At 66.0% G+C, this 21,562-nt stretch carries 17 protein-coding genes; 10 read left to right on the forward strand and 7 right to left on the reverse strand.

What is annotated here, in order from left to right; translation table 11 throughout:
• Positions 1-42 precede the first annotated feature (42 nt).
• From kduD to rhmD, 6 genes are read right to left on the reverse strand one after another with little or no spacing between them, the layout of a single operon-like run.
• Positions 43-798, reverse strand: coding sequence for a 2-dehydro-3-deoxy-D-gluconate 5-dehydrogenase KduD (gene kduD / locus ABIC44_RS03850; RefSeq protein WP_354293777.1), 756 nt, complete (start codon positions 796-798; stop codon positions 43-45).
• Between the two features lie 5 nt (positions 799-803).
• Entirely contained in the window at positions 804-1,646 is an 843-nt protein-coding gene (gene kduI / locus ABIC44_RS03855) for a 5-dehydro-4-deoxy-D-glucuronate isomerase (RefSeq protein WP_354293778.1), read from the reverse strand.
• Positions 1,647-1,687: 41 nt separating this feature from the next.
• Complete coding sequence (locus ABIC44_RS03860) at positions 1,688-2,590, reverse strand: amidohydrolase family protein (RefSeq protein WP_354293779.1); 903 nt, start codon at positions 2,588-2,590, stop codon at positions 1,688-1,690.
• Positions 2,590-3,339 carry an SDR family NAD(P)-dependent oxidoreductase gene (locus ABIC44_RS03865; protein WP_354293781.1) on the reverse strand — a complete coding sequence of 250 codons (750 nt, stop codon included), beginning with the start codon at positions 3,337-3,339 and terminating at the stop codon, positions 2,590-2,592. Before ABIC44_RS03865 ends, ABIC44_RS03860 begins: the two co-directional genes overlap by 1 nt.
• Positions 3,336-4,199 (reverse strand): 2,4-didehydro-3-deoxy-L-rhamnonate hydrolase, encoded by an 864-nt coding sequence (locus tag ABIC44_RS03870; protein WP_354293783.1) that lies wholly within the window; start codon positions 4,197-4,199, stop codon positions 3,336-3,338. Before ABIC44_RS03870 ends, ABIC44_RS03865 begins: the two co-directional genes overlap by 4 nt.
• Positions 4,200-4,209: 10 nt before the next feature.
• Positions 4,210-5,397: an L-rhamnonate dehydratase gene (gene rhmD, locus ABIC44_RS03875; RefSeq protein WP_354293785.1), complete on the reverse strand. Its 1,188-nt coding sequence runs from the start codon at positions 5,395-5,397 to the stop codon at positions 4,210-4,212.
• Positions 5,398-5,572: 175 nt separating this feature from the next.
• On the opposite strand from rhmD, the gene lra1 reads away from it, so the two are divergent.
• The 9 genes from lra1 (at position 5,573) to ABIC44_RS03920 (ending at position 16,241) form a co-directional block, all read left to right on the forward strand.
• On the forward strand, positions 5,573-6,337 hold the full coding sequence (gene lra1, locus ABIC44_RS03880; RefSeq protein ID WP_354293787.1) for an L-rhamnose 1-dehydrogenase Lra1: 765 nt from the start codon (positions 5,573-5,575) through the stop codon (positions 6,335-6,337).
• Between the two features lie 114 nt (positions 6,338-6,451).
• The gene (locus tag ABIC44_RS03885; RefSeq protein WP_354293789.1) at positions 6,452-7,255 is read left to right on the forward strand and encodes an IclR family transcriptional regulator; all 804 of its coding nucleotides are present in this window, start codon (positions 6,452-6,454) and stop codon (positions 7,253-7,255) included.
• Between the two features lie 104 nt (positions 7,256-7,359).
• Positions 7,360-8,175 carry a rhamnogalacturonan acetylesterase gene (locus ABIC44_RS03890; protein WP_354293791.1) on the forward strand — a complete coding sequence of 272 codons (816 nt, stop codon included), beginning with the start codon at positions 7,360-7,362 and terminating at the stop codon, positions 8,173-8,175.
• Entirely contained in the window at positions 8,163-9,362 is a 1,200-nt protein-coding gene (locus tag ABIC44_RS03895; protein ID WP_354293793.1) for a rhamnogalacturonan acetylesterase, read from the forward strand. The genes ABIC44_RS03890 and ABIC44_RS03895 overlap by 13 nt, the downstream gene beginning before the upstream one ends.
• A complete protein-coding gene (locus ABIC44_RS03900) occupies positions 9,362-10,333 on the forward strand; it encodes an alpha/beta hydrolase (protein WP_354293795.1) in 972 nt (323 codons plus the stop codon). The genes ABIC44_RS03895 and ABIC44_RS03900 overlap by 1 nt, the downstream gene beginning before the upstream one ends.
• Complete coding sequence (gene rhaM / locus ABIC44_RS03905; protein ID WP_309695218.1) at positions 10,330-10,647, forward strand: L-rhamnose mutarotase; 318 nt, start codon at positions 10,330-10,332, stop codon at positions 10,645-10,647. Before ABIC44_RS03900 ends, rhaM begins: the two co-directional genes overlap by 4 nt.
• Complete coding sequence (locus ABIC44_RS03910) at positions 10,644-13,604, forward strand: beta-galactosidase (RefSeq protein WP_354293797.1); 2,961 nt, start codon at positions 10,644-10,646, stop codon at positions 13,602-13,604. Before rhaM ends, ABIC44_RS03910 begins: the two co-directional genes overlap by 4 nt.
• Positions 13,605-13,623: 19 nt before the next feature.
• Positions 13,624-14,736 (forward strand): beta-galactosidase BglB, encoded by a 1,113-nt coding sequence (bglB, locus tag ABIC44_RS03915; RefSeq protein ID WP_354293799.1) that lies wholly within the window; start codon positions 13,624-13,626, stop codon positions 14,734-14,736.
• Entirely contained in the window at positions 14,736-16,241 is a 1,506-nt protein-coding gene (locus tag ABIC44_RS03920) for an MFS transporter (protein WP_354293800.1), read from the forward strand. The genes bglB and ABIC44_RS03920 overlap by 1 nt, the downstream gene beginning before the upstream one ends.
• A 5-nt stretch (positions 16,242-16,246) precedes the next feature.
• On the opposite strand, the gene ABIC44_RS03925 is transcribed toward ABIC44_RS03920, so the two are convergent.
• Positions 16,247-18,181, reverse strand: a complete 1,935-nt coding sequence (locus tag ABIC44_RS03925; RefSeq protein ID WP_354293802.1) for a rhamnogalacturonan lyase — start codon at positions 18,179-18,181, stop codon at positions 16,247-16,249.
• Positions 18,182-18,388: 207 nt separating this feature from the next.
• On the opposite strand from ABIC44_RS03925, the gene ABIC44_RS03930 reads away from it, so the two are divergent.
• Positions 18,389-21,523, forward strand: coding sequence for a TonB-dependent receptor (locus ABIC44_RS03930; protein ID WP_354293803.1), 3,135 nt, complete (start codon positions 18,389-18,391; stop codon positions 21,521-21,523).
• The last annotated feature ends 39 nt before the right edge of the window (positions 21,524-21,562 follow it).

Raw genomic sequence — 21,562 nt, forward strand, 5'->3', positions numbered from 1 at the left:
GTTGCCGGTCCATGGCCTGGGGCTGGCGGCCTGCCCCGACGATCAGCGCGCCAGCCAGCCCCCGTCGACCGCCAGGATATGGCCGTTCACATAGGCCGCCGCGTCGCTCGCCAGAAACACGGCTGCCCCGCCCAGATCGGCGGGGTTGCCCCAGCGCCCCGCCGGAATACGGTCCAAGATCGCCTTGTTCCGGCTTTCGTCTGCCTGAAGTGCCGCCGTGTTGTTGGTCGCGATATAGCCCGGCGCGATGGCATTGACGGTCACCCCCTTGGCGGCCCATTCATTGGCGAGCAGCTTGGTCAGCCCGCCTACTCCGCTTTTGGATGCGGTATAGCTCGGCACGCAGATGCCGCCCTGAAAGGTCAGCATCGAGGCGATATTGATGATCCGGCCGCTCCCCTGCCCGATCATGTACCGCCCGGCGGCCTGGCACAGGAAGAACACGCTTTTCAGATTGGTGTCGATAACCGCATCCCAATCCTCTTCGGTAAAGTCGACGGCGTCAGCCCGGCGGATGATACCGGCATTGTTGACCAGGATATCGAGCCGTCCGAGTTCGGCCAGGGTGGTGTCGACCACCTGCTGCACGGGGGCGATCGTGGACAGATCGGCCGGGATCAGGACGACCCGGCGACCCAGCGCCCGGATCTGCTCCGCCGTCTCTTCGGCGGGGGTACGCCCCACACAGGCAACTTCCGCCCCGGCCGCAGCCAAGGCCACGGCGATCGCCTGCCCTATGCCGGTGTTCGCGCCGGTGACAACCGCAACCTTGCCAGCAAGATCAAAGGGATGTGCCATGACTCTTAGGCCAGCTGGCAGATGTCGAGGACGTTCATGTCGGTATAGTCCTGGTTCTCGCCCGCCATCGCCCAGATGAACGCATAGGCCTTGGTCCCCGCCCCCATATGGATCGACCAGGGCGGTGAGATCACCGCTTCCTCATTCTTGACGACCAGATGCCGGGTCGCCTCGCCTTCCCCCATGAAGTGCATCACCCGGTCGTTGGCGAGATCGTCCAGTTCGAAATAGAAATAGATCTCGCTGCGGCGCTCGTGAATGTGCGGGGGCATGGTGTTCCAGACGCTGCCCGGCTTGAGCACGGTGAGCCCCATCACCAGCTGCGCGCTGTCGCATACGCCGGGAATGACGAGCTGGAAGATGGTGCGTTCGTTGGATTCCGCCAGGCTGCCGCGCTCCAGCGCGTTGGCATCGGCAATGCCGAGCTTGCGGGTCTGAAACGCCTTATGCGCGGGACAGGACGCCAGATAGAAGCGGGCGCCCTGCCCTTCGAACAGGACTTCCCGTGCGCCCATCGTGACATAGAGGCAATCCTTGTTGCCCAACACAAAGACCTCGCCATCCACCGTCACGCGTCCCTCGGCGGTGCCGACATTGACGATGGCGAGTTCGCGGCGCTCGAGGAAAGGATGACCGGCGGTCGATGCGGGCTCTTTCTGGTCGGGCAGCTTGACCGGGGCGTCACCCACCGCGACGCCGCCGATCACGAACCGCTCGGCATGGGTATAGTTCAGCACGCACTCGCCGGTGCGGAACAGGTCCGGGATCAGATAACGGTCGCGCAATTCGTCGTTGGAGACGCATGCCATCATGTCGGGATGGGTGGCGTAGTAGGTGCGGTCGTACATGCTCGAAACTCCCATGGTCCTGCGTGAACAGCCGGGCGCGGTCAGCAGCCCAGTCCCAATCGATAGATGCGGTCGGCGTTGCGACCGAATAGGGCGCGGCGGTCTTCCTCGCTGAAGTCGGCGACGGCGGCGTGACACGCGTCCATCTGCGCATCGATGGCGCCGAACAGCCGGTCGGTCGGCAGGTCGCTGGCGAACATCGCGCGGTCGGTGCCGAACAGGTCGATCACGGTGCGGACCGTGTCACGCACAAAGGCGGGCGTCGCGTCGCGCCGGGCAAAGCCGAAGCCCGACAGCTTGACCGACACCTGTGGGCAAGCCGCCAGCGCCGCCAGTCCCCGCCGCCATTCGGCCGGACCGTCAGGGTCGTCCAGGACCGCCATGCCCGCATGGTTGAGGATCACTGGAATATCAGGATGGCGAGCGAACAGTTCGACCAGCGCGGCCATCTGGCCCGGATAGCATTGCAGGTCGAAGGACAAGCCATGATCGGCCAGCTTGGCAAAGCCCCTCTGCCAGGCGGCGTCGCGGGTCACGTCGCGCTCGGTATAGCTTCGCCGGGGATCGGGATGCCAGTTGACGATATGGCGGATGCCCCTCACGCGGGGGTGCCGGGCCTGCGCCGCCAAGAAACTGTCGAGATCGGGGGCGTCGAGCGCGGCGAAGGCGATGATCGCATCGGGGAGCCCCTCGGCATCGGCCAGGCCGTCCAGCCATTCGGTCTCCCTGAGCGCATCACCGGGATGGGCGCCCGCATCGACATGCACCGCGCCGACGACATTCCACCGCGCCATCTCGCGCCTGTAATCGGCGGGGAGATAGGTCCGGGCGATCGCCTCGACCGAGCCGTTGGGGCCATCATCCGCAAAGGGCGGCGTCAGCCACGGATAGCGCAGCCGCTCCAGGTCCCACAGATGGATATGCGCATCGACAAACGGGATCATCAGAAGGTCGTCCGCCCCCCGGAGGTGTCGAAGGTCGCCGCGGTGGTGAAGCTGCATTCCTCCGACGCCATGAAGCACACCATCGCCGCCGTCTCGCTCACCTGCCCCAGCCGCCCCATCGGGATTTTGCCGCGCATATAGTCGACCTGGCTTTTGGGCAGTTGCGCGAGGATCGGGCTTTCGAAGGTCGCGGGCGTGATCGCGTTGGCGATGACCCCCTTGCCCGCGAGTTCCTTGCCCAGCGATTTGGTGAAGCCGATCACCCCCGCCTTGGTCGCCGAATAGGCCGACGCGTTGGGATTGCCCTCCTTGCCCGCGACCGATGCGACATTGACGATCCGGCCATAGCCGTTCGCGAGGAGATGCGGCACGACCGCGCGGCAGCAATAGAAGACGCCGTTCAGATTGATCTCGACCACCCGTTGCCAGCTGTCGAGCGGATAGTCCTCGACGCAGGCCGTTGCGCCGGTGATCCCCGCCGAGCAGATGAGGATATCGACCTTGCCCACCGCCGCCACGCTGGCGACGGTGGCATGCTCGACCGCCTGGCAATCGGCAATATCGAAGGATTGCCAATATGTTGCACCGACATCCTCCGCCGCTTCCGCAAGTTTAACACCGTCGACATCCCATAGCGCCACCGATCCGCCCTCGGCGACGATCCTCCGAGCGACCTCGAGGCCCAGCCCCGATGCCGCCCCCGTGACGATCGCGGATCGCCCCGCAAAGCGCCCCTCGAAGAGGGTCACGCGGGCAGTTCCATCGCAAAGGGGATGCAGGTCTGCCGCTGCTCGCCGAGCTTCGCGATGCCCAGGTGCATGGTGTCGCCGGGCTTGAGGAAGATCTTGTCGGGCTTCTGCCCCTCGCCCACCCCCGGCGGGGTGCCGGTGATCAGCAGGTCGCCCGGATGGAGCGTGATGAAGCGGCTGACATAGGCGATGCATTCGGCGACCGGGAAGATCATCGTCCGCGTATTGCCGGTCTGCATCCGCCGTCCGTTCACGTCCAGGAACATGTCCAGCTCCTGGCAATCGCCGACCTCGTCCGGCGTGACCAGCCAGGGACCGACAGGTCCGAACGTGTCGCAACCCTTGCCCTTATCCCACTGACTACCGAGCTCTTTCTGGAACGCGCGCTCGGACACGTCATTCGCCAGGACATAGCCCGCGACATGGTTCAGCGCATCGGCCTGCTCGACATAGCGACAGGTCGTGCCGATGACGATGCCCAGTTCGACCTCCCAATCGGTCTTCTCGGCATCCTTGGGGATCATTACGGAGTCGTTGGGACCGGTCAGGCACGAGATCGCCTTGGTGAAGAAGATCGGCTCGGGCGGCGGCTCCAGTCCCGATTCCTCGGCATGGTCGGCATAGTTCAGGCCGATAGCGATGAACTTGCCGATTCCGGCGACGGGGACGCCGTAGCGCGGATCACCCTCGACCAGGGGCAGCGTTTCGGGATCGACCAAGCGCAGGCGTTCCAGCACTTCGGGCGTGATGGTGGCGGGCGTGACGTCGTCGATCACGCCGGACAGGTCGCGGATCCGACCTTGCGCATCGACGAGACCGGGCTTTTCCGCGCCCTTTTTACCATAACGGCAGAGTTTCATGCGAATATCCTCAATGGGTATAGGGGCGGTGAAGCGGCACGTCGGCGTTGAGTTCGACGCCGAAGCCGGGCTTGTCGAGCGCGCTGGCCCGGATACGGCCATTCTGCGGCACCGGCTCGCCCAGCAATTGCGGCGCGAACATCGGCACCACCTCGGTCGGGCCCGGGTGCATCATCAGGAATTCGGCGAGGGGCGAATTGTGCCGGGTGATGACGAAGTGATAGCTGTACACCGATGAGCCATGCGGGATCATCATCACGCCCCGGCTGTCGGCATAGTTGGCGATCTTGATCAGCTCGGTCACGCCGCCGCACCAGCCCACATCGGGCTGGATGATGTCGCAGCAGCCCATGTCGATCAGCATCCGGAAACCCCAGCGGGTCGCCTCATGCTCGCCGGTCGTGACCAGCAGGCCCGGCGGCGCCTTTTTGCGCAATTCGGCATAGGCCCAATAGTCGTCGGGGCTGAGCGCCTCCTCGATCCATTTCAGCCCGCATTCGTTCCAGGCGCGATGCGCGAGCCGCGTGGCATAATCGAGGTCGAGCGCCATCCAGCAATCGTACATCAGCCAGAAATCGTCGCCGCACTTCGCCCGCATGTCGGCGAGCAGGGCGATGTTCTTCTCCATTCCCTCCAGCCCCTCGGCCGGACCATGGTGGAGCGGCAGCTTGCCGCCGATGAAGCCCAGTTCGCGGGCGATATCGGGCCGCGCGCCGGTGGCGTAGAATTGCAGCTCATCGCGCACCGCGCCGCCCAGCATGTGATAGACCGGCTCGCCCCGCAGCTTGCCCAGCAAGTCCCACAGCGCCAGGTCGACACCGGAAATCGCATTCACGACCAAGCCCTTGCGGCCATAATATTGGGTCGAGAAATACATCTGGTCCCAGATCTTCTCGACCTCGACAGGAGAGCGTCCTTCGAGGAAGCGGGCGAGGTGCTTCTCGACGATATAGGCGGCGGGCTCACCCCCGGTCGTCACCGCGAAGCCGATCGTGCCGTCCTCCGCCTCGATCTCCACGACCAGCGTACCCAGCACGTTGATGCCGAAACTCTGCCGCGACTGGCGATACTCGGGATAGCGGCTCATCGGCGTGGCGATGTGGTCGTCGATCCAATGGCCCGCGCCCTGATCGTGATAATCCGCGCCCGCACCGCGCGCGACGAAGGCACGGACATGCTTGATCCGCGAGAGGGTCATCGCCCACCCTCGCTGGCTTGCGTCGTTCGGCCACCGCCCCGCATCCGATCCTCCCGGCTTTACTTTCTCACTTTATGGAATAGGATGCTAATTGTTGAGACTTCGGGCGTCAATCGGTTGTTTTGCGAAAACCGATGGCCAAGGTGAGCCGGTGGACAGGATGAGGAGCAAGGCCGTGAAACTGCTGGAAGGAAAGACCGTCGTCGTCACCGGTGCCTCCACGGGGATCGGCCGGGCGATCGCGATCGGCGCGGCCGAACATGGCGCGGACGTCGCGATCAACTATGCGCGCGATTCGGACGGCGCGGCCCAATGCGTCGCGGGGATCGAGGCGCATGGACGGCGCGCGGTCGCCATCCAGGGCGACGTCGCCGATCCCGCCACCGCGACCGACTTCATCGCGCGGGCGGCGAAGGCGCTGGGCAAGGTCGACGTCATGGTGTCGAACGCGGGCATCTGTCCGTTCCACGGCTTTCTCGACATGCCGGTCGAGACGTTCGAGCGGACGATGCGGGTCAACCTGCATGGCGGCTATTATATGTGCCAGGCGGCAGCGCGGCAGATGGTCGAGCAGGGGCATGGCGGATCGATCATCGCGGTCTCCTCCATCTCGGCGCTGGTCGGCGGCGAATTTCAGACCCATTATACCCCGACCAAGGCGGGCCTGCACTCGCTGATGCAGTCGGCGGCGATCGCGCTGGGGCGCCATGCCATACGCTGCAACTCGCTGCTTCCCGGCACCATCCTGACCGAGATCAACAAGGAGGATTTGGCCGACGAGGGCAAGCGTCGCTATATGGAGGGCCGCGTGCCGCTGGGCCGGTTGGGCGTGCCGGAGGATATGGTCGGACCCGCCGTCTTCCTGGCCTCCGACATGGCGCGCTATGTGACCGGCGCGGCGTTGCTGGTCGATGGCGGGGCATTCGTGAACCTGCAATAGGCACGGGCGGGGGATGGCGCTTTCCCCTCGACATGCGGACGTGAGAAAGGCAAACACTTCCACAATATGGTACGCGCTGGCAGCAAATGCGGCGCGTCAGGAGAAGATGTTTCCATGCCCGCATCCGCCAAATCCCCCAAGACCGAAACCGGCGAGACCAAGGGCCCGACGGGCAGCCAGACCCTATTGCGCGGGCTCGACCTGATCGACGAGGTGTCCGACCGCCCGATCGCGCTGGCCGAACTCGCCGAGCGGCTGGGGCTGACGCGCAGTACGACGCATCGGCTGGCCAGCGCGCTGATCGACCGGCGCTTCCTGATCTTCACGCCGCGCCAGGGCTATCGTCTGGGGCCGAAGCTGCTCGAACTGGGCTTCCTGGCGCAGCAGCAGGCCGATGTCGTCCAGATCGGGCGCGATCATATCGAGGCGCTGGCCGCCGCGTCCGAGGACACGGTCCATCTGGGCGTCCGCGACGGCGACAAGGCGCTGTATCTCGACAAGATCCCTGGTCGCCGCCGGGTCGACATCTCCAGCCGCGTGGGCGATCGCCAGCCGATGACCTCCACCGGGCTGGGCAAGGCGCTGATGCTGGACGACGAGGCGAAGCACTGGCGCCAGCGTTTCGACGACGAGCGGGCGGGCGATCCGCATGCGCCCGACTATGACGTCTGGCTGGAGCGGATGCGCGGCTATGTCGGGCTGGGCTGCGCCTATGACCTTGAGGAGAACGAGGATCAGATACGCTGTGTCGCCGCGCCGATCCGCGACGCCAGCGGTCGCATCGTCGCCGCGATCAGCGTGTCGAGCGCCGCGCAATATATGTCGGACGAACGGATGACCGCGCTGACCGGCGATGTGCTGAGCACCGCGCATGCGATCAGCCGCGACTTGGGGTGGCGGGAAAAAGATCGCCGCTGACCACATCCCAAATTCCAAAACCCTCTTGCACTATGTGGGATATAGGCACATAGTTTAGGAAAGCGGATCGAAACAGGTCCACGACAGGGCGAGGGAGCGGGTGCATGACGAAGCGTCATCGGACGGCTGTCAGGATAGGGGCGGCCTGCGCGTCGTTGCTGATCGTCGGCGCATCCCCCGCTCCCCTGCCCCCGGCACGGCTGTTCATCGCCAGCGACTCCACCGCGCAGGACTATCGGCCCAACAAATATCCGCAATCGGGATGGGGCACGATGCTGCGCTGCGCCTTCGGGCCCGAGGTCACCATCGCCAACCATGCGATGGCGGGGCGCAGCACCAAGAGTTTCATGGCGGAAGGGCGGCTGGACGCGATCGCCCGTGACCTGCGCCCCGGCGACACGCTGCTGATCCAGTTCGGGCATAACGACGCCAACCAGGCGAAGCCCGAACGCTATGCCCCCATTCCCGAATATGAGAGTAATCTGAAGCGGTTCATCGCGGTCGCACGCGCCGCCGGAGCCCGACCGGTGCTGCTGACCCCGGTCACGCGTCGCGCGTTCAAGGACGGGCATGTCGTGCCCAGCTTCCCCACCTATTCGGACGCCGCCAGGCGGGTGGCGGCGCAGGAGCATGTGCCCCTGATCGACCTGGCTGCCTTGTCGGAACATTGGATCGACGGGCTCGGGCCGGACGGATCACGGGTCTATTATCTCCATTATGCGAAGGGCGAGGGCCTGCCGGGCTTTGCCGAGGCGGTGGATGACGACACCCATTTCAGCGAGCTGGGCGCGCGGCGGATCGCCGATCTGGTCGCGGGCGGATTGGCGGGCGCCCATTTGCCGATCGCCCGCCATGTGCTGAAGAAGCGCGCAAGCCTGACCCGCGCCACAGCCGCGGGCGGGCCGTCATGCGCCGGCTGATCGCCGTGGCGGTGCTGACGGGGTCGGCGATGGCCACGGCACAGGCGCCGGTGCGGGACTTCGTCATGGCCGCGAATGCCGACCACCGCTTCGACGGCGATCATGGGTTCGAGGCCGATCCGCACCTCTTCTCGGTCGCGGTGCCGCCGGGCAATTATGCCGTGACCGTCACGCTGGGCGATTCCGCCCGCGCGAGCGACACCACGATCAAGGCCGAGAGCCGCCGCCTGATGCTGGAGGCGGTTCGGACACGCGCGGGCGAGTTCGTCACCCGGCGCTTCATCGTGAATGTCCGCACCCCCGCGCTCGTGCCCCCGCCCGCCAACGCGCCGGGCGGCGATGCGGTGCGGCTCAAGCCGCGCGAGATCGGGTCATTCACCTGGGACGATCGGCTGACGCTGGAGATACTGGGCCCGGCGCCCGCGCTTTGCCGCGTCAGCATCGCCCCTGTCGAAGTCCCGACCCTGTTTCTGCTGGGCGACTCCACCGTGACCGACCAGCCCGCCGAGCCGGCCGCGAGCTGGGGCCAAATGCTGCCCGCCTTCCTGACGCCGGCCATCGCGGTCGCCAATCATGCGGAGTCGGGAGAGACGCTCAAATCCTTCCTGACCGAGCTACGGCTGGACAAGGTGCTGGCGAGCGCCAGACCCGGCGATGTCGCGATGATCCAGTTCGGGCATAACGACCAGAAAGCCCAGTGGCCGCAGACCTATGTCGACGCCGCGACGACCTATCGTGCCTATCTGCGCACTTATCTCGCCGAATTGCGGCGGCGCGGGGTGACGCCGATCTTGGTGACCTCGCCCGAGCGGCGGCAATGGAGCGCGGACGGGCATATCCGGCCCAGCCTGGGCAACTATCCCGCCGCCGTTCGCGCCGTCGCGGCCGAGGCGGCGGTGCCGGTGATCGACCTGAATGCGGACTCCTTCCGTTTCTATGAAGCCTTGGGCATGGATCGCGCGCCGCTGGCCTTCAACGATCAGGGCCGTGACGCGACCCATCATGACAATTACGGCGCCTGGGTCCTGGCGCGCGACGTGGCGGAGCGGATGCGGGCGATAGGCTCGCTGGCCCGCTTCGTCAGAAGCGACCTGCCGGATTTCGACCCGAGCCGTCCGCCCGCCCCCGAGACCTTTCGTCTGGCGGCCAGCGGAATGCGCAGCAGCGAACGACCTGCGGGAAATTGATGATGCCCCTAGACCGCCGCACCCTGATCGCCGCCGGATTGTCGCTGGTCGCCACGCCCCGCCTCGCGACCGCCGCCCCTGCCCCGCGGCGCTTTCCGATCTGGCCAGGCTCACCGCCGGGGATGCCCAGCCCTGCGGCCGCGGACGCCTTCGTCCAGCGCTCGCCCAACGGGCCCGCCGACGACATCGCCTGGCCGCATGTCGCCACCCCGATGCTGACCGTCTGCCCCGCCGCGCGACCGACCGGGGCGGCGGTGCTGCTGATCCCCGGTGGAGGCTATGCCCGTGTGGCGGTGGGGCGCGAGCCTTCGCCCGTCGCGCGCTGGTTCGCCGCGCAGGGTGTGACGGCGTTCGATCTGCTCTATCGCCTGCCGCACGACGGCTGGGCGGCCGGGCCGGACGCGCCGCTTCAGGATGCACAGCGCGCGCTTCGGGTCATCCGGGCCCGCGCGGGCGAATGGGGCATCGATCCGACCAATATCGCCGCGATGGGCTTTTCGGCGGGCGGCCATCTGGCCGCGCGGCTGGCGGCGCGATCGGCGCTCGTCACCTATGGGCCGATCGACGCCCTGGACGCGCAGCCGACGGCGCTTCTCACCGTCGGGTTGCTCTTCCCGGTCATCACCATGACCCAGCCCTTCGCGCACGGCCAGTCGAAGCGCGAACTGCTCGGCCGGGACGCGGATGCCGGGCGGGCAGCTCGCTATTCGGCGGAACGGGACCTGCCCTCCGACATGCCGCCGACTTTTCTGGGCCATGCCGCCGATGACCCCGTCGTGCCGGTCGCCAACAGTATCGCGATGTTCCAGGCCGTCCATGCGCTGCCCCGCCCGGCCGAACTCCATATCGTCGAAACGGGCGGGCACGGTCCCCGGTTGATCGCCGCCGACGGCACGCCGCATCCCTGGCTGGCCCGGTTCGCGACCTTCGCCCACCGCCACGGCCTGAAAATCCCAGGAGACGACGCATGACCCGGCCCATCGCCTTTCGCATGATGCTGAAGCCCGGCATGGCCGAGGAATATCGCCGTCGCCATGACGCGATCTGGCCCGAACTCGCCGAGGCGCTGCGCGCGGCGGGCATTTACGACTATTCGATCTTTCTGGATGAAGAGACGAACGCGTTGTTCGCCGTCCTGCGGCTGCATCCCGACGATAGCCGCGACACGCTGCCCGGCCAGCCGGTCATGCAACGCTGGTGGGACCATATGGCCGATCTGATGGAGGTAAGGCCCGACAATCGCCCGGTCGAAGCCCCGCTGACGCCGATGTTCTACCTCGCATGAGCCTGGTCGCCGCCCTGCTGCTGGCAGGCGCCGCCACGCCGCAGGCTTTACCGGTGGCCGAGCGCCCGCGCGTCGCGTTCGACCGCCATTCGCTGCTGATCGACGGCAAGCCAACGCTGATCTGGTCGAGCGAATTCCACCCCTTTCGCCTGCCCTCGCCCGACCTGTGGCGCGACATCCTTCAGAAGATGAAGGCGAGCGGGTTCAACACCGTCGCCATCTATATCGACTGGGGGTTTCACAGCCCGAAAAAGGGCGTGTACGACTTCACCGGCATCCGGGACGTCGAGCGGGTGCTGACCATGGCGCGCGAGGAAGGGCTCTATGTCATCACCCGCGCCGGGCCCTATGTGAATGCGGAGCTGTCGCGCGGCGGCTTTCCGGGATGGCTGGTGAACCAGCCGGGCAAGGCGCGGACCGACGATCCCGAATATCTGGCGGCGGCCGACGAATGGCTGGACCGGATCAACCCAATCATCGCGCGCCACCAGCTGGGCCGCGGCGGCACCGTCATCCTCCACCAGATCGAGAATGAGCTGGCGCTGACCACCCCCGCGCAGAGCCGCTACATGCAGCATCTGTACGACAAGGCGCGGGCCGATGGGATCACCGTACCGATCTTCCACAATGATCAGGGACGCAACGGCTATTGGGTGCCCAAAAGCTCGGGCGTGCCGCTGACCGTCGCGGGACCGCAGGAGCTTTATGCCTTCGACGGCTATCCCGGCGGCGTGTGCGGGGTCGACAATGTGCCGACCAAAGGTGCCCCCGCTCCGGACTGGGGCCTGTACGGTCCCGGTGGTGCCAAGGGCGGAGCGAGCGCCTCGCCGCACACGCCCGGTTTCATCGCCGAGTTCGGCGGCGGCTGGTTCGACTATTGGGGGTCGAACGGCATGTATCCGTGCAACGCCGTCCAGCGCGGGACCGGCTATCAGCGGGTCTTCTACGGCACCAACATCGCCAACGGCATCGCGATCCAGAGCATCTATATGGGCTATGGTGGCACGAGCTGGGGATGGCTGCCCGCGCCCGTCGTCTATACCTCCTACGACTATGGTTCGGCGATCGACGAGGCGCGCAATCTGCGGCCCAAGGCGCTGGAGCTGAAGCAGCTCGGCCAGTTCCTTGCCGCCGTGCCCGATCTCGCCCGTCTGGAAAAGGCCCCGCCCGTCGCCGTCACGGGCAGCGATGCGGTGCAGGTCTATCACGACCGCAATCCCGACACCGACGCACGCCTGCTCTTCGTCGCACCCAAGCCGTCCAACGCGACCGGCGATGCGCGGTTCACCATCACTGCCGACCTGCCCGACGGACGCTACAGCTTTGCCAGCGAGCTGCATGGCCGCGATGCCAAGCTGCTGGTCGCGGGCGTCGATCTGGAGCGGCAACGGCTGGTCTATTCGACGTCCGAATTGCAGACGACGATCCGCCATGGCGCGGAGGATGTCGCGCTGTTCTATGGTCGCACGGACGAGCCGGGGGAGACGGTGCTGCGCTATGCAGCCCCGCCGAAGGTCACGGTCCTGGAGGGACGGGTCGCCAGCGCCTTCGATCCGGCAAAGGGGGACCTGCGGCTGACCTATACGCATCGGGGTCTGGCCCGCGTGCGGATCGCGGGCGGCGGTCGCCCGCCCCTGCTGCTGCTGATCGGCGACGTCGCGGCGGCGCAGCGTTTCTTCCGACAGGACGGCCTGCTGGAACGCGGCCCCACGCTCGTCCGTCATGCGACGCCGAACCGGGAGGCGCTAGACCTGACCGGCGATAGCGAGGGCGCCGAGCCGTTGGAGGTCTGGGCCCCGCCGGGCATCCGCACGGTCCGCTGGAACGGGAAGGTGGTGCCCGTCGCGCGTTCGGCAAGCGGCAGTCTGGTGGCCCTGCGTCCCCTGCCCGCACCGCAACGCCTGACCCTGCCCGACCTGACCAGCGCGACATGGCGTCATGCGCCGGGATCGCCGGAGACGGGCGTGGAGTTCGACGACTCCGGCTGGGCCATCGCAGGGGCCGCCCGCAACGTGGCAACCATCCGCCCACCGACCGGCCAGCCCAATCTCGGGGCGGATGCCTATGGCTTTCATGACGGCGATGTATGGTATCGCGGTCGCTTCACCGGCTCGGCGGACGCGCAGACCGCGACCGTCCATTACGGGGCGGGCGGCGCAGGGATGGTCCAGCTTTTCCTCGACGGGACGCTGATCGGCCAGCACGAACTGGCAGGCGGCCTGCCCCGGCCGATCACCACCGGGGTCGCCGAATTCATCCTGCCTCGCCAGGCCCAGGCGCCCGGCGAGCATGTGCTGGCCGCGATGGTGCGAGTGAACGGCCATAACTGGGACCTCGACGTCGATGACGCGCACAAGGAGCCGCGCGGGCTGATCTCCGTATCGCTGGCCCGGCCGGGCGGCAAGAGCTTCGCGGTGCCGATCGCGTGGCGGATCCAGGGGCGCGCTGGCGGCGAAGACCTGCGGGATGTCGCGCGCGGACCGAGCAACAATGGCGGCCTTTATGGCGAACGCATGGGCTGGACCCTGCCGGGCTTTGCCGATGACGGGTGGCAGGCGGTCAAGCTGACCGAGGCGAAACCCCATGCCGGGACCGACTGGTATCGCACCACGTTCGACCTGTCGGTGCCGAGCGGCGAGGATGTGACCTTGGGCCTGAAGATCGGCGACCCCGATACGCCGCGCTCGCCGGGGCGCTACCGGGTGCTGATCTTCGTCAATGGCTGGAATATGGGCCAGTTCGTCGCGAATGTCGGGCCGCAGCGGGTCTTCCCCATCCCCGAGGGCATATTGCGCCATCGCGGGCGCAACACGCTGGCGCTCGCCGTGACGAGCGACGGGGTGCCCGGCAACGTCATCGAGCCGGTCCGGCTCGTCACCCTCCATCATGCGCGCGGCGGCGTCGCGGTCACCGACGTGGCCGCCCCGGCTTACCGCGACCTCTATCCCACCCCCTGATCCTTCGGAGAGCATTCCCGTGGCAGCCCTTACGCACGACATACCCCGCGCCGAGGTGACGGCGCAGATCGCCAGGCTGATCGACAATCTCGTCAACATCCGGGACGAGACCGGTGAGTTCCTGCTCCGTCTGGACGATGGCCGGGTGATCGACACCAAGGGGTGGAACGATTGGGAATGGACCCACGGCATCGGCCTGTTCGGCCTGTACCGCTATTGGGAACAGACCGGCGACGCACAGGCCTGGGACGTGATGCTGAAATGGTTCGAGGACCGTTTCGCGGCGGGCACCCCGACCAAGAACATCAATACCATGTCGCCCTTCCTGACGCTCGCCAATCTCTATGAGCAGACCGGCGACCAGACCTATCTGCCCTATCTCGACATCTGGGCCGAATGGCTGATGGCCGATGACGGCCTGCCCAAGACGGAGGAAGGCGGGTTCCAGCATATCGTCTTCAACGACGAGAACCCGCAGGAGATGTGGGACGATACGCTGATGATGAGCGTCCTGCCGCTCGCCCGCATCGGCCAGATCCTGAACCGCCCGCATTATATCGAGGAGGCCAAGCGCCAGTTCCTCGTCCACATCAAATATCTGTTCGATCGCCAGACGGGCCTCTGGTATCATGGCTGGACCTTCGACGGCCGCCATAACTTCGCGGGCGCGCTGTGGGCGCGCGGCAATTGCTGGGTGACGATCGCGATCCCCGAGATCATCGAGATGCTCGACCTGGCCGAGGGCGATGCCTTCCGCACCTTCCTGATCGACACGCTGGCGGCGCAGGTAAAGACGCTGGCCGAGCATCAGGACGAGAGCGGGCTGTGGCATACGCTGATCGTCGATCCGACCAGCTATCTCGAAGCATCGGCGACCGCGGGCTTCGCCTATGGCATACTGAAGGCGGTGCGGAAGGGCTATCTGCCGCGCCGTTACGAAGCGGTCGGGATCAAGGCGATCCGCGCCGTGCTCGCCAATATCGACGAGCATGGCGAGCTGAAGCAGGTCAGCTTCGGCACCGCGATGGGCGACACGATGCAATTCTACAAGGACATCGCGCTGACCTCGATGCCCTATGGCCAGAGCCTGGCGGTCTGCGCACTGGGCGAATTCCTGCGGACCTATATCTGATGGGCCCCGCCACCGGGTCCCCGCCCCCTCGTCGCGTTCGCTGGTACAATTTCGCCGCCTATGGATCGAACGACATTCTGGGCGCGGGCTCGATGGCGGTCATCAGCACCTGGGTGCTGTTCTTCTACACCAGCTTTTGCGGCCTGTCGGCGGCGCAGGCGACGCTGATCTTCGGCATCGCCCGCGTGCTGGACGCGGTGGCGAGCCCGACCATCGGCTATATCTCCGACCGGTTCGGCGACACCTGGGCGGGCCGCCGGTTCGGCCGGCGGCGGGCCTTCATCCTGGCAGCCATCCCGCTGCTCCCCTCCTTCGCGATCATGTGGGTCGCGGGGCAAAGCTTCTATTATTATCTCGTCACCTATGTCCTGTTCGAGCTGGTCTATGCGCTCGAGATCATTCCGTTCGAGACGCTGGCTGCCGAAATGGCGAGCGATTACCGGACCAAGGCCAAGTTCGCCGGGTGGCGGATCATGTGCGGCCAGATTTCCGCGATCCTCGCCGCCATTCTACCGGGCCGGTTGATCGAGCATCTTGGGAAGGATTCGCCCGACACCTATTTCTATATGGGCCTGTTATTCTCCGCGCTATTCATGGCCTCGGCGACGATGCTCTATCTGTTCAGCTGGGAGCGACCGCGTTCGGCCGAGACCATGGCGCTGGCGCGCGAGCGGATGACGCCGCTGGCCGCGATCCGCGACCTGTATCGCAACCTGTTCTCGACCCTGCGGATCCGGGCGTTCCGGCTGCATCTGGGCATGTATCTGGGCGGCTATATCAGCCAGGACATCTTCAACGCCGCCTTCGCCTATTTCGTCGTCTTCGCGCTCGGCGGCACGACGCTCGCCGTGTCCAACCTGGCCGGGCTGACCTATGCGGTCCAGACCCTCGCCGTCCTGCTGGCGATCAACTTCGCGCTGCGCGCCTCTCCGGCGCGGGCGTACCAGATCGCGGGGGGCAGCTTCGCGCTGGGCGTCCTGCTGTTCCTCGGTCTGTGGTGGACCGGCCGGGGCGCCAGCGGCTGGGTCTTCGTGCTGCCGGTCGCGTTCGCGGGCCTGGGGCGCGGCGCGCTCAACTATATCCCCTGGGCGACCTACAACTACATGGCCGATGTCGACGAGATCGTCACCGGCCGCCGCCGCGAGGGCGCATTTGCGGGTGTCATGACCTTCGTGCGCAAGATGTCGCAGGCCGTTGCGCTGATCGCGGTCGGCCAGATCCTGCAGGCGTCGGGCTTCATCGCCGGTGCGGCCAGCCAGTCCCCGGCGACCGTCCACGCCATCGTCGCGGTGATGGTCGGCGGCACCCTCGCGCTGCTGGCCTTCGGGCTATGGGTGTCGCTCCGCTTCCGGCTCGACCCGGCATCCCATGCCGTGCTGATGGACGAGATCGAACGGCTCCGCGCCGGTGAGCGCGAACCCGCCAGCGCCCGGACCCGCGCGGTGGTCGAGGATCTGTCGGGCTGGCGCTACGATCAGCTCTGGGGGCGCAATCCGGTGCTGTGACCGGGTCACTCCGCCCGTTCGGACGGCCTGGTCATGCCCAGATAGAAGCCGGTGTGCGGCGGCTGGTTATAGGCGGTGTTCTGCCAGGCGATCCCGGCGCGATAGACCGGGTCCTGGAGCAGCGTGGTGATCCGGTGCGTCGTCGGCCAGGGCGTCGTATAGATGCGCAACTCGCGATTGTCGGCGCTGCGCCACACCACCTCCTCGCGCCAGTCGCCGATCAGGTCGGCCTGTAGCGCGGGGTTGGCCTTGGTCCCGTTATTGGATGCCGCCCCCGCCACCGCCAGCAACGGCTCGGCCTTGCCGGTCGTCCAGTTCCATTTCGAGATGGTCGTCCCGTCGAGCAGTTCGCGAAGAAGGTCGCCGTCCCACCAGATGGCGAAGTTGGTCTGGCGCGGATGCGGGCCGACCGATACGCCGTGGACGTCGTAGAGATCGGGCTGGTTCGATCCCCACATCTCCTCGCCGACATGGCGCGGGTCGATATCGGCGGACAGGCCGCGTCCGGTGTCGCTGGTGGCGGGCTTGGTCCACAGAATTTGCCCGGTCCGGGCATCGAGCAGCGCCGATCCGATCCCGCCATTCCTGCCGACCTGTTCGTGCACGCCGAACTTCTCCAGCCCCGGCCGGGCGGGATCGAGATCGCCGACATGCATCGCATCGCCGTGATAGAGCGGCCGTGTCCACAGCCCCTTGCCGTCCGCATCGACCGCCATCGAGCCGTAGATGACGTCGTCGCGACCGTCTCCGTCGACATCGGCGATGCTCAGCTGGTGGTTGCCGCGATCGACATAGTCCTGATTACCGGGTTGGTCGGTGTCGAACAGCCAGCGCTCGGTCAGTTGGCCGTCGCGATAGTCCCAGGCGGCGATCGCCGTTCGTCCATAATAGCCGCGCCCGAAGATCATGCTGGGACGCCGCCCGTCGAGAAAGGCGACCCCCGCCAGAAACCGGTCGACCCGGTTGCCATAGCCGTCCCCCCAATGCGCGGCCATCCAGGCGAAACCCGGATCGTGGCGCGGCCCGCGCGGCGGATCATAGGCCTTGGTGGCCAGCGCCTTGCCGGTCATGCCGTCGAACACCGTCAGATATTCGGGCCCGGTCAGGATCCGTCCGGCGAGCCTGGCGACCATGCGCCCGTCGGCGGTGATGTGCGCGCCGGTCCTGTCGGCCTGCGGCACCTCTCCGTCATGCTGGCGCCAGTCGGCCTTGGGATCGCCAATCACGTGCCCCTGCCCGTCGACCGTGCCGTCGGCGGTCTTCATCGCCACCTCGGCCCGACCGTCGCCGTCGAAATCCTGCACCAGAAACTGGGTATAATGCGCCCCGGCGCGGATATTGGGGCCGAGGTCGATCCGCCACAGACGCTTGCCCGCCAGCGTATAGCCGTCGAGATAGACCCGTCCGGTATAGCCGCTCTGGCTGTTGTCATGGCTATTGGTGGGGTCCCATTTCAACACCAGATCGGGCTGCCCGTCCCCATCCAGATCGCCCAGCCCCACATCATTGGCGGTATAGCCATAGGCCTCGCCATCCGGGGTGACGCCGCCCGGCGGTGGGTCGAGCGGAATGGAGGCATAGCCTTTCACCCACACCGGCACGGCCGGGCTGACCGCGCCCGCCGCGCCTGGCGCGATCATCCGCACGGCATAGCGGCTGGCGGCGCTCCCACCGCCATCGCGGAAATTGGTCGAGCCGGTGATGGCGGAGACCGAGACCCTGCGTCCGTCGCGAAACACCTCGAACCCCGCGCCTGGCGCATCGCTTGCCAGCGAGCGCCAGCTGACCAGCACCCCGCCCCCGATGGCGGGAACCGCGACGACGCCGCGGTCCCATTTTTCGGCCTGGCGCTCCGGCGCTGGCGCGGCATGGACCGGACAGACGGCCGCCATCATCACCCATGATGCGATACCGCCCCTGATGCGCCGCCTGCCGATCATGCCTCTCTCCTATCCCAAATAAGCACGGCGATCCGGGTCATATGCCGCCTTTCGCATTGCCTGACAGCACCATAGCCCAACGAGTCAAAATTCCAATCTATATGATTGCATTCCATATTGTGGTTATATACACCAAGACAGATTGGAGCAGCCCTATAGCGTCAGCCGAGAAACAGCGGCGGCACCGGGGGCGAGAGGGAGGATGCCATGACGGGTTTCGTCGCTATCACCGGGTCGCGTCACGCGGGCGACCGGCACCTGCTACGCGGGATGCTGCGCACATCGGCCTGGGGCGTGCTGGCCGTCGGACTGGCGCTGAGCGCGCCCGCCTTTGCGCAAAATGCCGCGAAGACCGCCGATCAGGGGAAAGGCGACAAGCTCGACGGGGTCAGCCCCGAGGACATCATCGTCATCGGCACCCGCGCCTCGCTACAATCCGCGATCGCCCGCAAGCGCAATGCAGGCACCGTCGTCGACTCGATCGTAGCGGACGATATCGCCAGCTTCCCTGACAAGAATATCGGCGACAGCCTGGCCCGGATCACCGGTGTCCAGCTCAGCCGTGAGTTCGGCGAGGGCAATCAGGTATCGATCCGCGGCGTCGAGCCCGACCTCAATCGCGTCGAGATCAACGGCGTCGGCCAATCCTCCGCGCTGGGTTCTCGCGCGGGCGACTTCCGCGAATTCGCCTCCGAGCTCGTCAAGTCAATCGACGTCTACAAGGGCTATCAGGCCAAGCTGACCGAGGGCGGCATCGGCGGCACGATCCAGATCGAGACGCGCAAGCCGCTCGAACTGAAAAATTTCATCGCCAATCTCAATTTCTCCGAACAGCATCTCGACACGACGCAGGACTGGAAGCCCCGCGCGACGCTGCTGATCGGCACGCCCAAATTCTTCATCGACGGGCTGGGTCTCCTGGCCAACGTCACCTATAGCGACGTCTCGACGCGGCAGGATTATGCCAGCAACACCAATTACAGCCGCCTCGCCGATTTCGACCATTCCGACCAGAAGACGGTCGCCAACCCGGCCTATTCGGCGTTCAATACCTATGCCAGCTGCGCGGGTGTCGGCGCGACCGCGACCCAGACCTTCGCCACCCGCCGGGCGGCCTGCGAAAATCAGTTCTTCGACTGGGCGCCGACCGTGCCCCGCTATCGCAACCTGGTTCGCCGCGACAAGCGCCTGTCGGGCGACATCACGCTGCAATATGAATTCTCGAACAATTTTCGCGCCTTTGCGGAAGTGCAGTTCAACAGCCGCAACCAGCGGTTGATGGACGTCAACTATTCGCTCGATATGGGGCGTTACCAGCGTTACCAGCTCGATCCGTCGCTCGGTACGGGTTCGACGCCACAGGTCAAGCTGGGTACATCGACGGTCGACGGCAACCATGTCGTCACCAGCTACACCACGGCCCTGTCGGCGGCGAATATCGGCAGCGCGTCCGCCCCCGTCTATAGCGGGTCCGCCAATATCCTGGGCGTTCAGCGCCGCGACTTCCAATATGACCAGAATTCCCGTTACTATATCACCGGTTTCGACTGGGTGGTGGATCGCCTGCGGCTGAAGGGTCTGGCCTCGCGCAGCGAATCGCGGACGCTGGGTGAAACCAACCTGATCGCGATCAGCACCGGCATTGCGGGGATGCAGGTCGACCGGCGCAACGATCTGGGCATTCCGGTCTTCACCTATCCCAGTTCGGTCAATCCCGCCGATCCCAATATCTACACCGATTACAACCGCGCCGGGAACACCGCCCAGGCGGGGCCGAGTATCCAATATCGTCCGGGCGACTCGGGCAATAACGAGAACCAGCTGAAGCTCGACGGGACCTGGGCGGCCGATTGGGGCCCGCTGAAGACTATCGAGTTTGGCGGGCAGTTTCGCTGGGCCGACTATTATAATTATGCAGGTGGCGGGTCGCGTCTGCTGACCCCGGCGGCCGGCACCACCCCGGCGGTCTATCAATCGAGCGCCAATGTGTCCTTCACGACCCAGGTCGTGAACGCCGCCACCGTGCCGCAGCGGGTCAATGGCAGCACCTATTATCTGACGCGCGACGAATATGCCGGGCTTATCCGGTCCCTGGGCACCACGACCGGCGGCGCGCCGATGTTCGCGGGGCTGCAAGGCGCATCCTCCTCGATCCCCAATCGCCTCGCCTTCGCCAATTTTTCGCCGTCGCTGCTCAGCCAATATTACGACCTGTCCGGTTTCGACCAGGATCTGGTCCGCGAAGCCAACGGCCAGCCCCAGATCCCCCAGTTGAAGATCGACGAGACGGTCGCCGCCGGTTACGTCCAGGGCGATCTGGAAACCCATGTCTTCGGCATGCGCCTGACCGGCAATGCGGGCGTGCGCTATGTCTATACCCGGGATGTGGGCACGGGCACCAATATCCGCCGCCAGACCCGCTTCACCGCCACGGGCGGCACCGAGACCGTGGTGCTCGGCGCACAGCAGCTCTCGCTGCGCAACAGCTATGTCGACATCCTCCCCGCCTTCAACGCGGCGCTGGAGCTCACGCCCGATCTGGTTTTCCGCGCCAACTGGGCCAAGAACCTCGCCCGGCCCAAGCCGACCGATCTGGTGCCCAACATCAACTGCCTGGACGATGCGACCGTCGCCGCGTCGGATGATGTCTGCACCGCGGGCAACCCCGCGCTCAAGCCCTATCGCGCCGACCAGTGGGAGGTGAACCTGGCCTGGTATCCCAACAAGGATACGCTGTTCAGCCTGGGCTATTACAAGAAATATGAGAGCAGCTTCGTCATCCTGAACGTGCTGCGCACCGGCGTCGACCTGTTCCAGGACGGCGTGACCTATACGGTGCGCCAGCCGGTGAACGGCTTCGGCGCGCTGCTCGACGGGATCGAAGCGAGCGCACAGACCGCCTTCGCCTTCCTGCCCGCGCCGTTCGATGGGCTGGGCGCCAGCGGCAACGTCACCTATGCTCGGGCACTGCGCACCAACCTGACCAACAGCGCGACCGGCGATCCGCTGAACGACTATCCCGGCCTGTCCAAATGGACCTGGAATGCCAGCGTCTTCTACGACAAGGGATGGCTGAACGCCCGCCTGGCCTATAATTTCCGGTCGGACTGGCTGACGGTCGTCGCCGATTCCAATAACGGGAACCTGCCCATCTATCGCAAGGGCGAAGGCTATCTGGATGCCAAGGTCACGTTCCGCTTCCCCGAATGGCATTATCAGCTGTTCATGGAGATGCAGAACATCAACAAGGAATTTTCCAAGACCTATATCAAGAATATCGGCACGTCCGAGGTCTTCTATCCGGGGCAGCGCTTCTTCGCGGGCTTCAACCTGAAATTCTGAGCCGCAGCGGGCTCGCCTTTTTCCCTCAACTGCGGGGGC

The sequence above is a fragment of the Sphingomonas sp. 1185 genome (genome assembly GCF_040544655.1).
In the GTDB taxonomy this organism is placed as follows: Bacteria; Pseudomonadota; Alphaproteobacteria; order Sphingomonadales; family Sphingomonadaceae; genus Sphingomonas.

Coding starts and splice junctions, on each gene's coding strand:
- rhmD (WP_354293785.1), bottom strand. CDS start 5,397: ATGACCCTCTCGCGGATCAAGCATGTCCGTGCCTTCGTCGCGCGCGGT.
- ABIC44_RS03895 (WP_354293793.1), top strand. CDS start 8,163: ATGCGCCGGCTGATCGCCGTGGCGGTGCTGACGGGGTCGGCGATGGCC.
- ABIC44_RS03860 (WP_354293779.1), bottom strand. CDS start 2,590: ATGATCCCGTTTGTCGATGCGCATATCCATCTGTGGGACCTGGAGCGG.
- ABIC44_RS03930 (WP_354293803.1), top strand. CDS start 18,389: ATGACGGGTTTCGTCGCTATCACCGGGTCGCGTCACGCGGGCGACCGG.
- kduI (WP_354293778.1), bottom strand. CDS start 1,646: ATGTACGACCGCACCTACTACGCCACCCATCCCGACATGATGGCATGC.
- ABIC44_RS03925 (WP_354293802.1), bottom strand. CDS start 18,181: ATGATCGGCAGGCGGCGCATCAGGGGCGGTATCGCATCATGGGTGATG.
- ABIC44_RS03870 (WP_354293783.1), bottom strand. CDS start 4,199: ATGAAACTCTGCCGTTATGGTAAAAAGGGCGCGGAAAAGCCCGGTCTC.
- kduD (WP_354293777.1), bottom strand. CDS start 798: ATGGCACATCCCTTTGATCTTGCTGGCAAGGTTGCGGTTGTCACCGGC.
- ABIC44_RS03900 (WP_354293795.1), top strand. CDS start 9,362: ATGATGCCCCTAGACCGCCGCACCCTGATCGCCGCCGGATTGTCGCTG.
- rhaM (WP_309695218.1), top strand. CDS start 10,330: ATGACCCGGCCCATCGCCTTTCGCATGATGCTGAAGCCCGGCATGGCC.
- ABIC44_RS03920 (WP_354293800.1), top strand. CDS start 14,736: ATGGGCCCCGCCACCGGGTCCCCGCCCCCTCGTCGCGTTCGCTGGTAC.
- ABIC44_RS03885 (WP_354293789.1), top strand. CDS start 6,452: ATGCCCGCATCCGCCAAATCCCCCAAGACCGAAACCGGCGAGACCAAG.
- ABIC44_RS03890 (WP_354293791.1), top strand. CDS start 7,360: ATGACGAAGCGTCATCGGACGGCTGTCAGGATAGGGGCGGCCTGCGCG.
- ABIC44_RS03910 (WP_354293797.1), top strand. CDS start 10,644: ATGAGCCTGGTCGCCGCCCTGCTGCTGGCAGGCGCCGCCACGCCGCAG.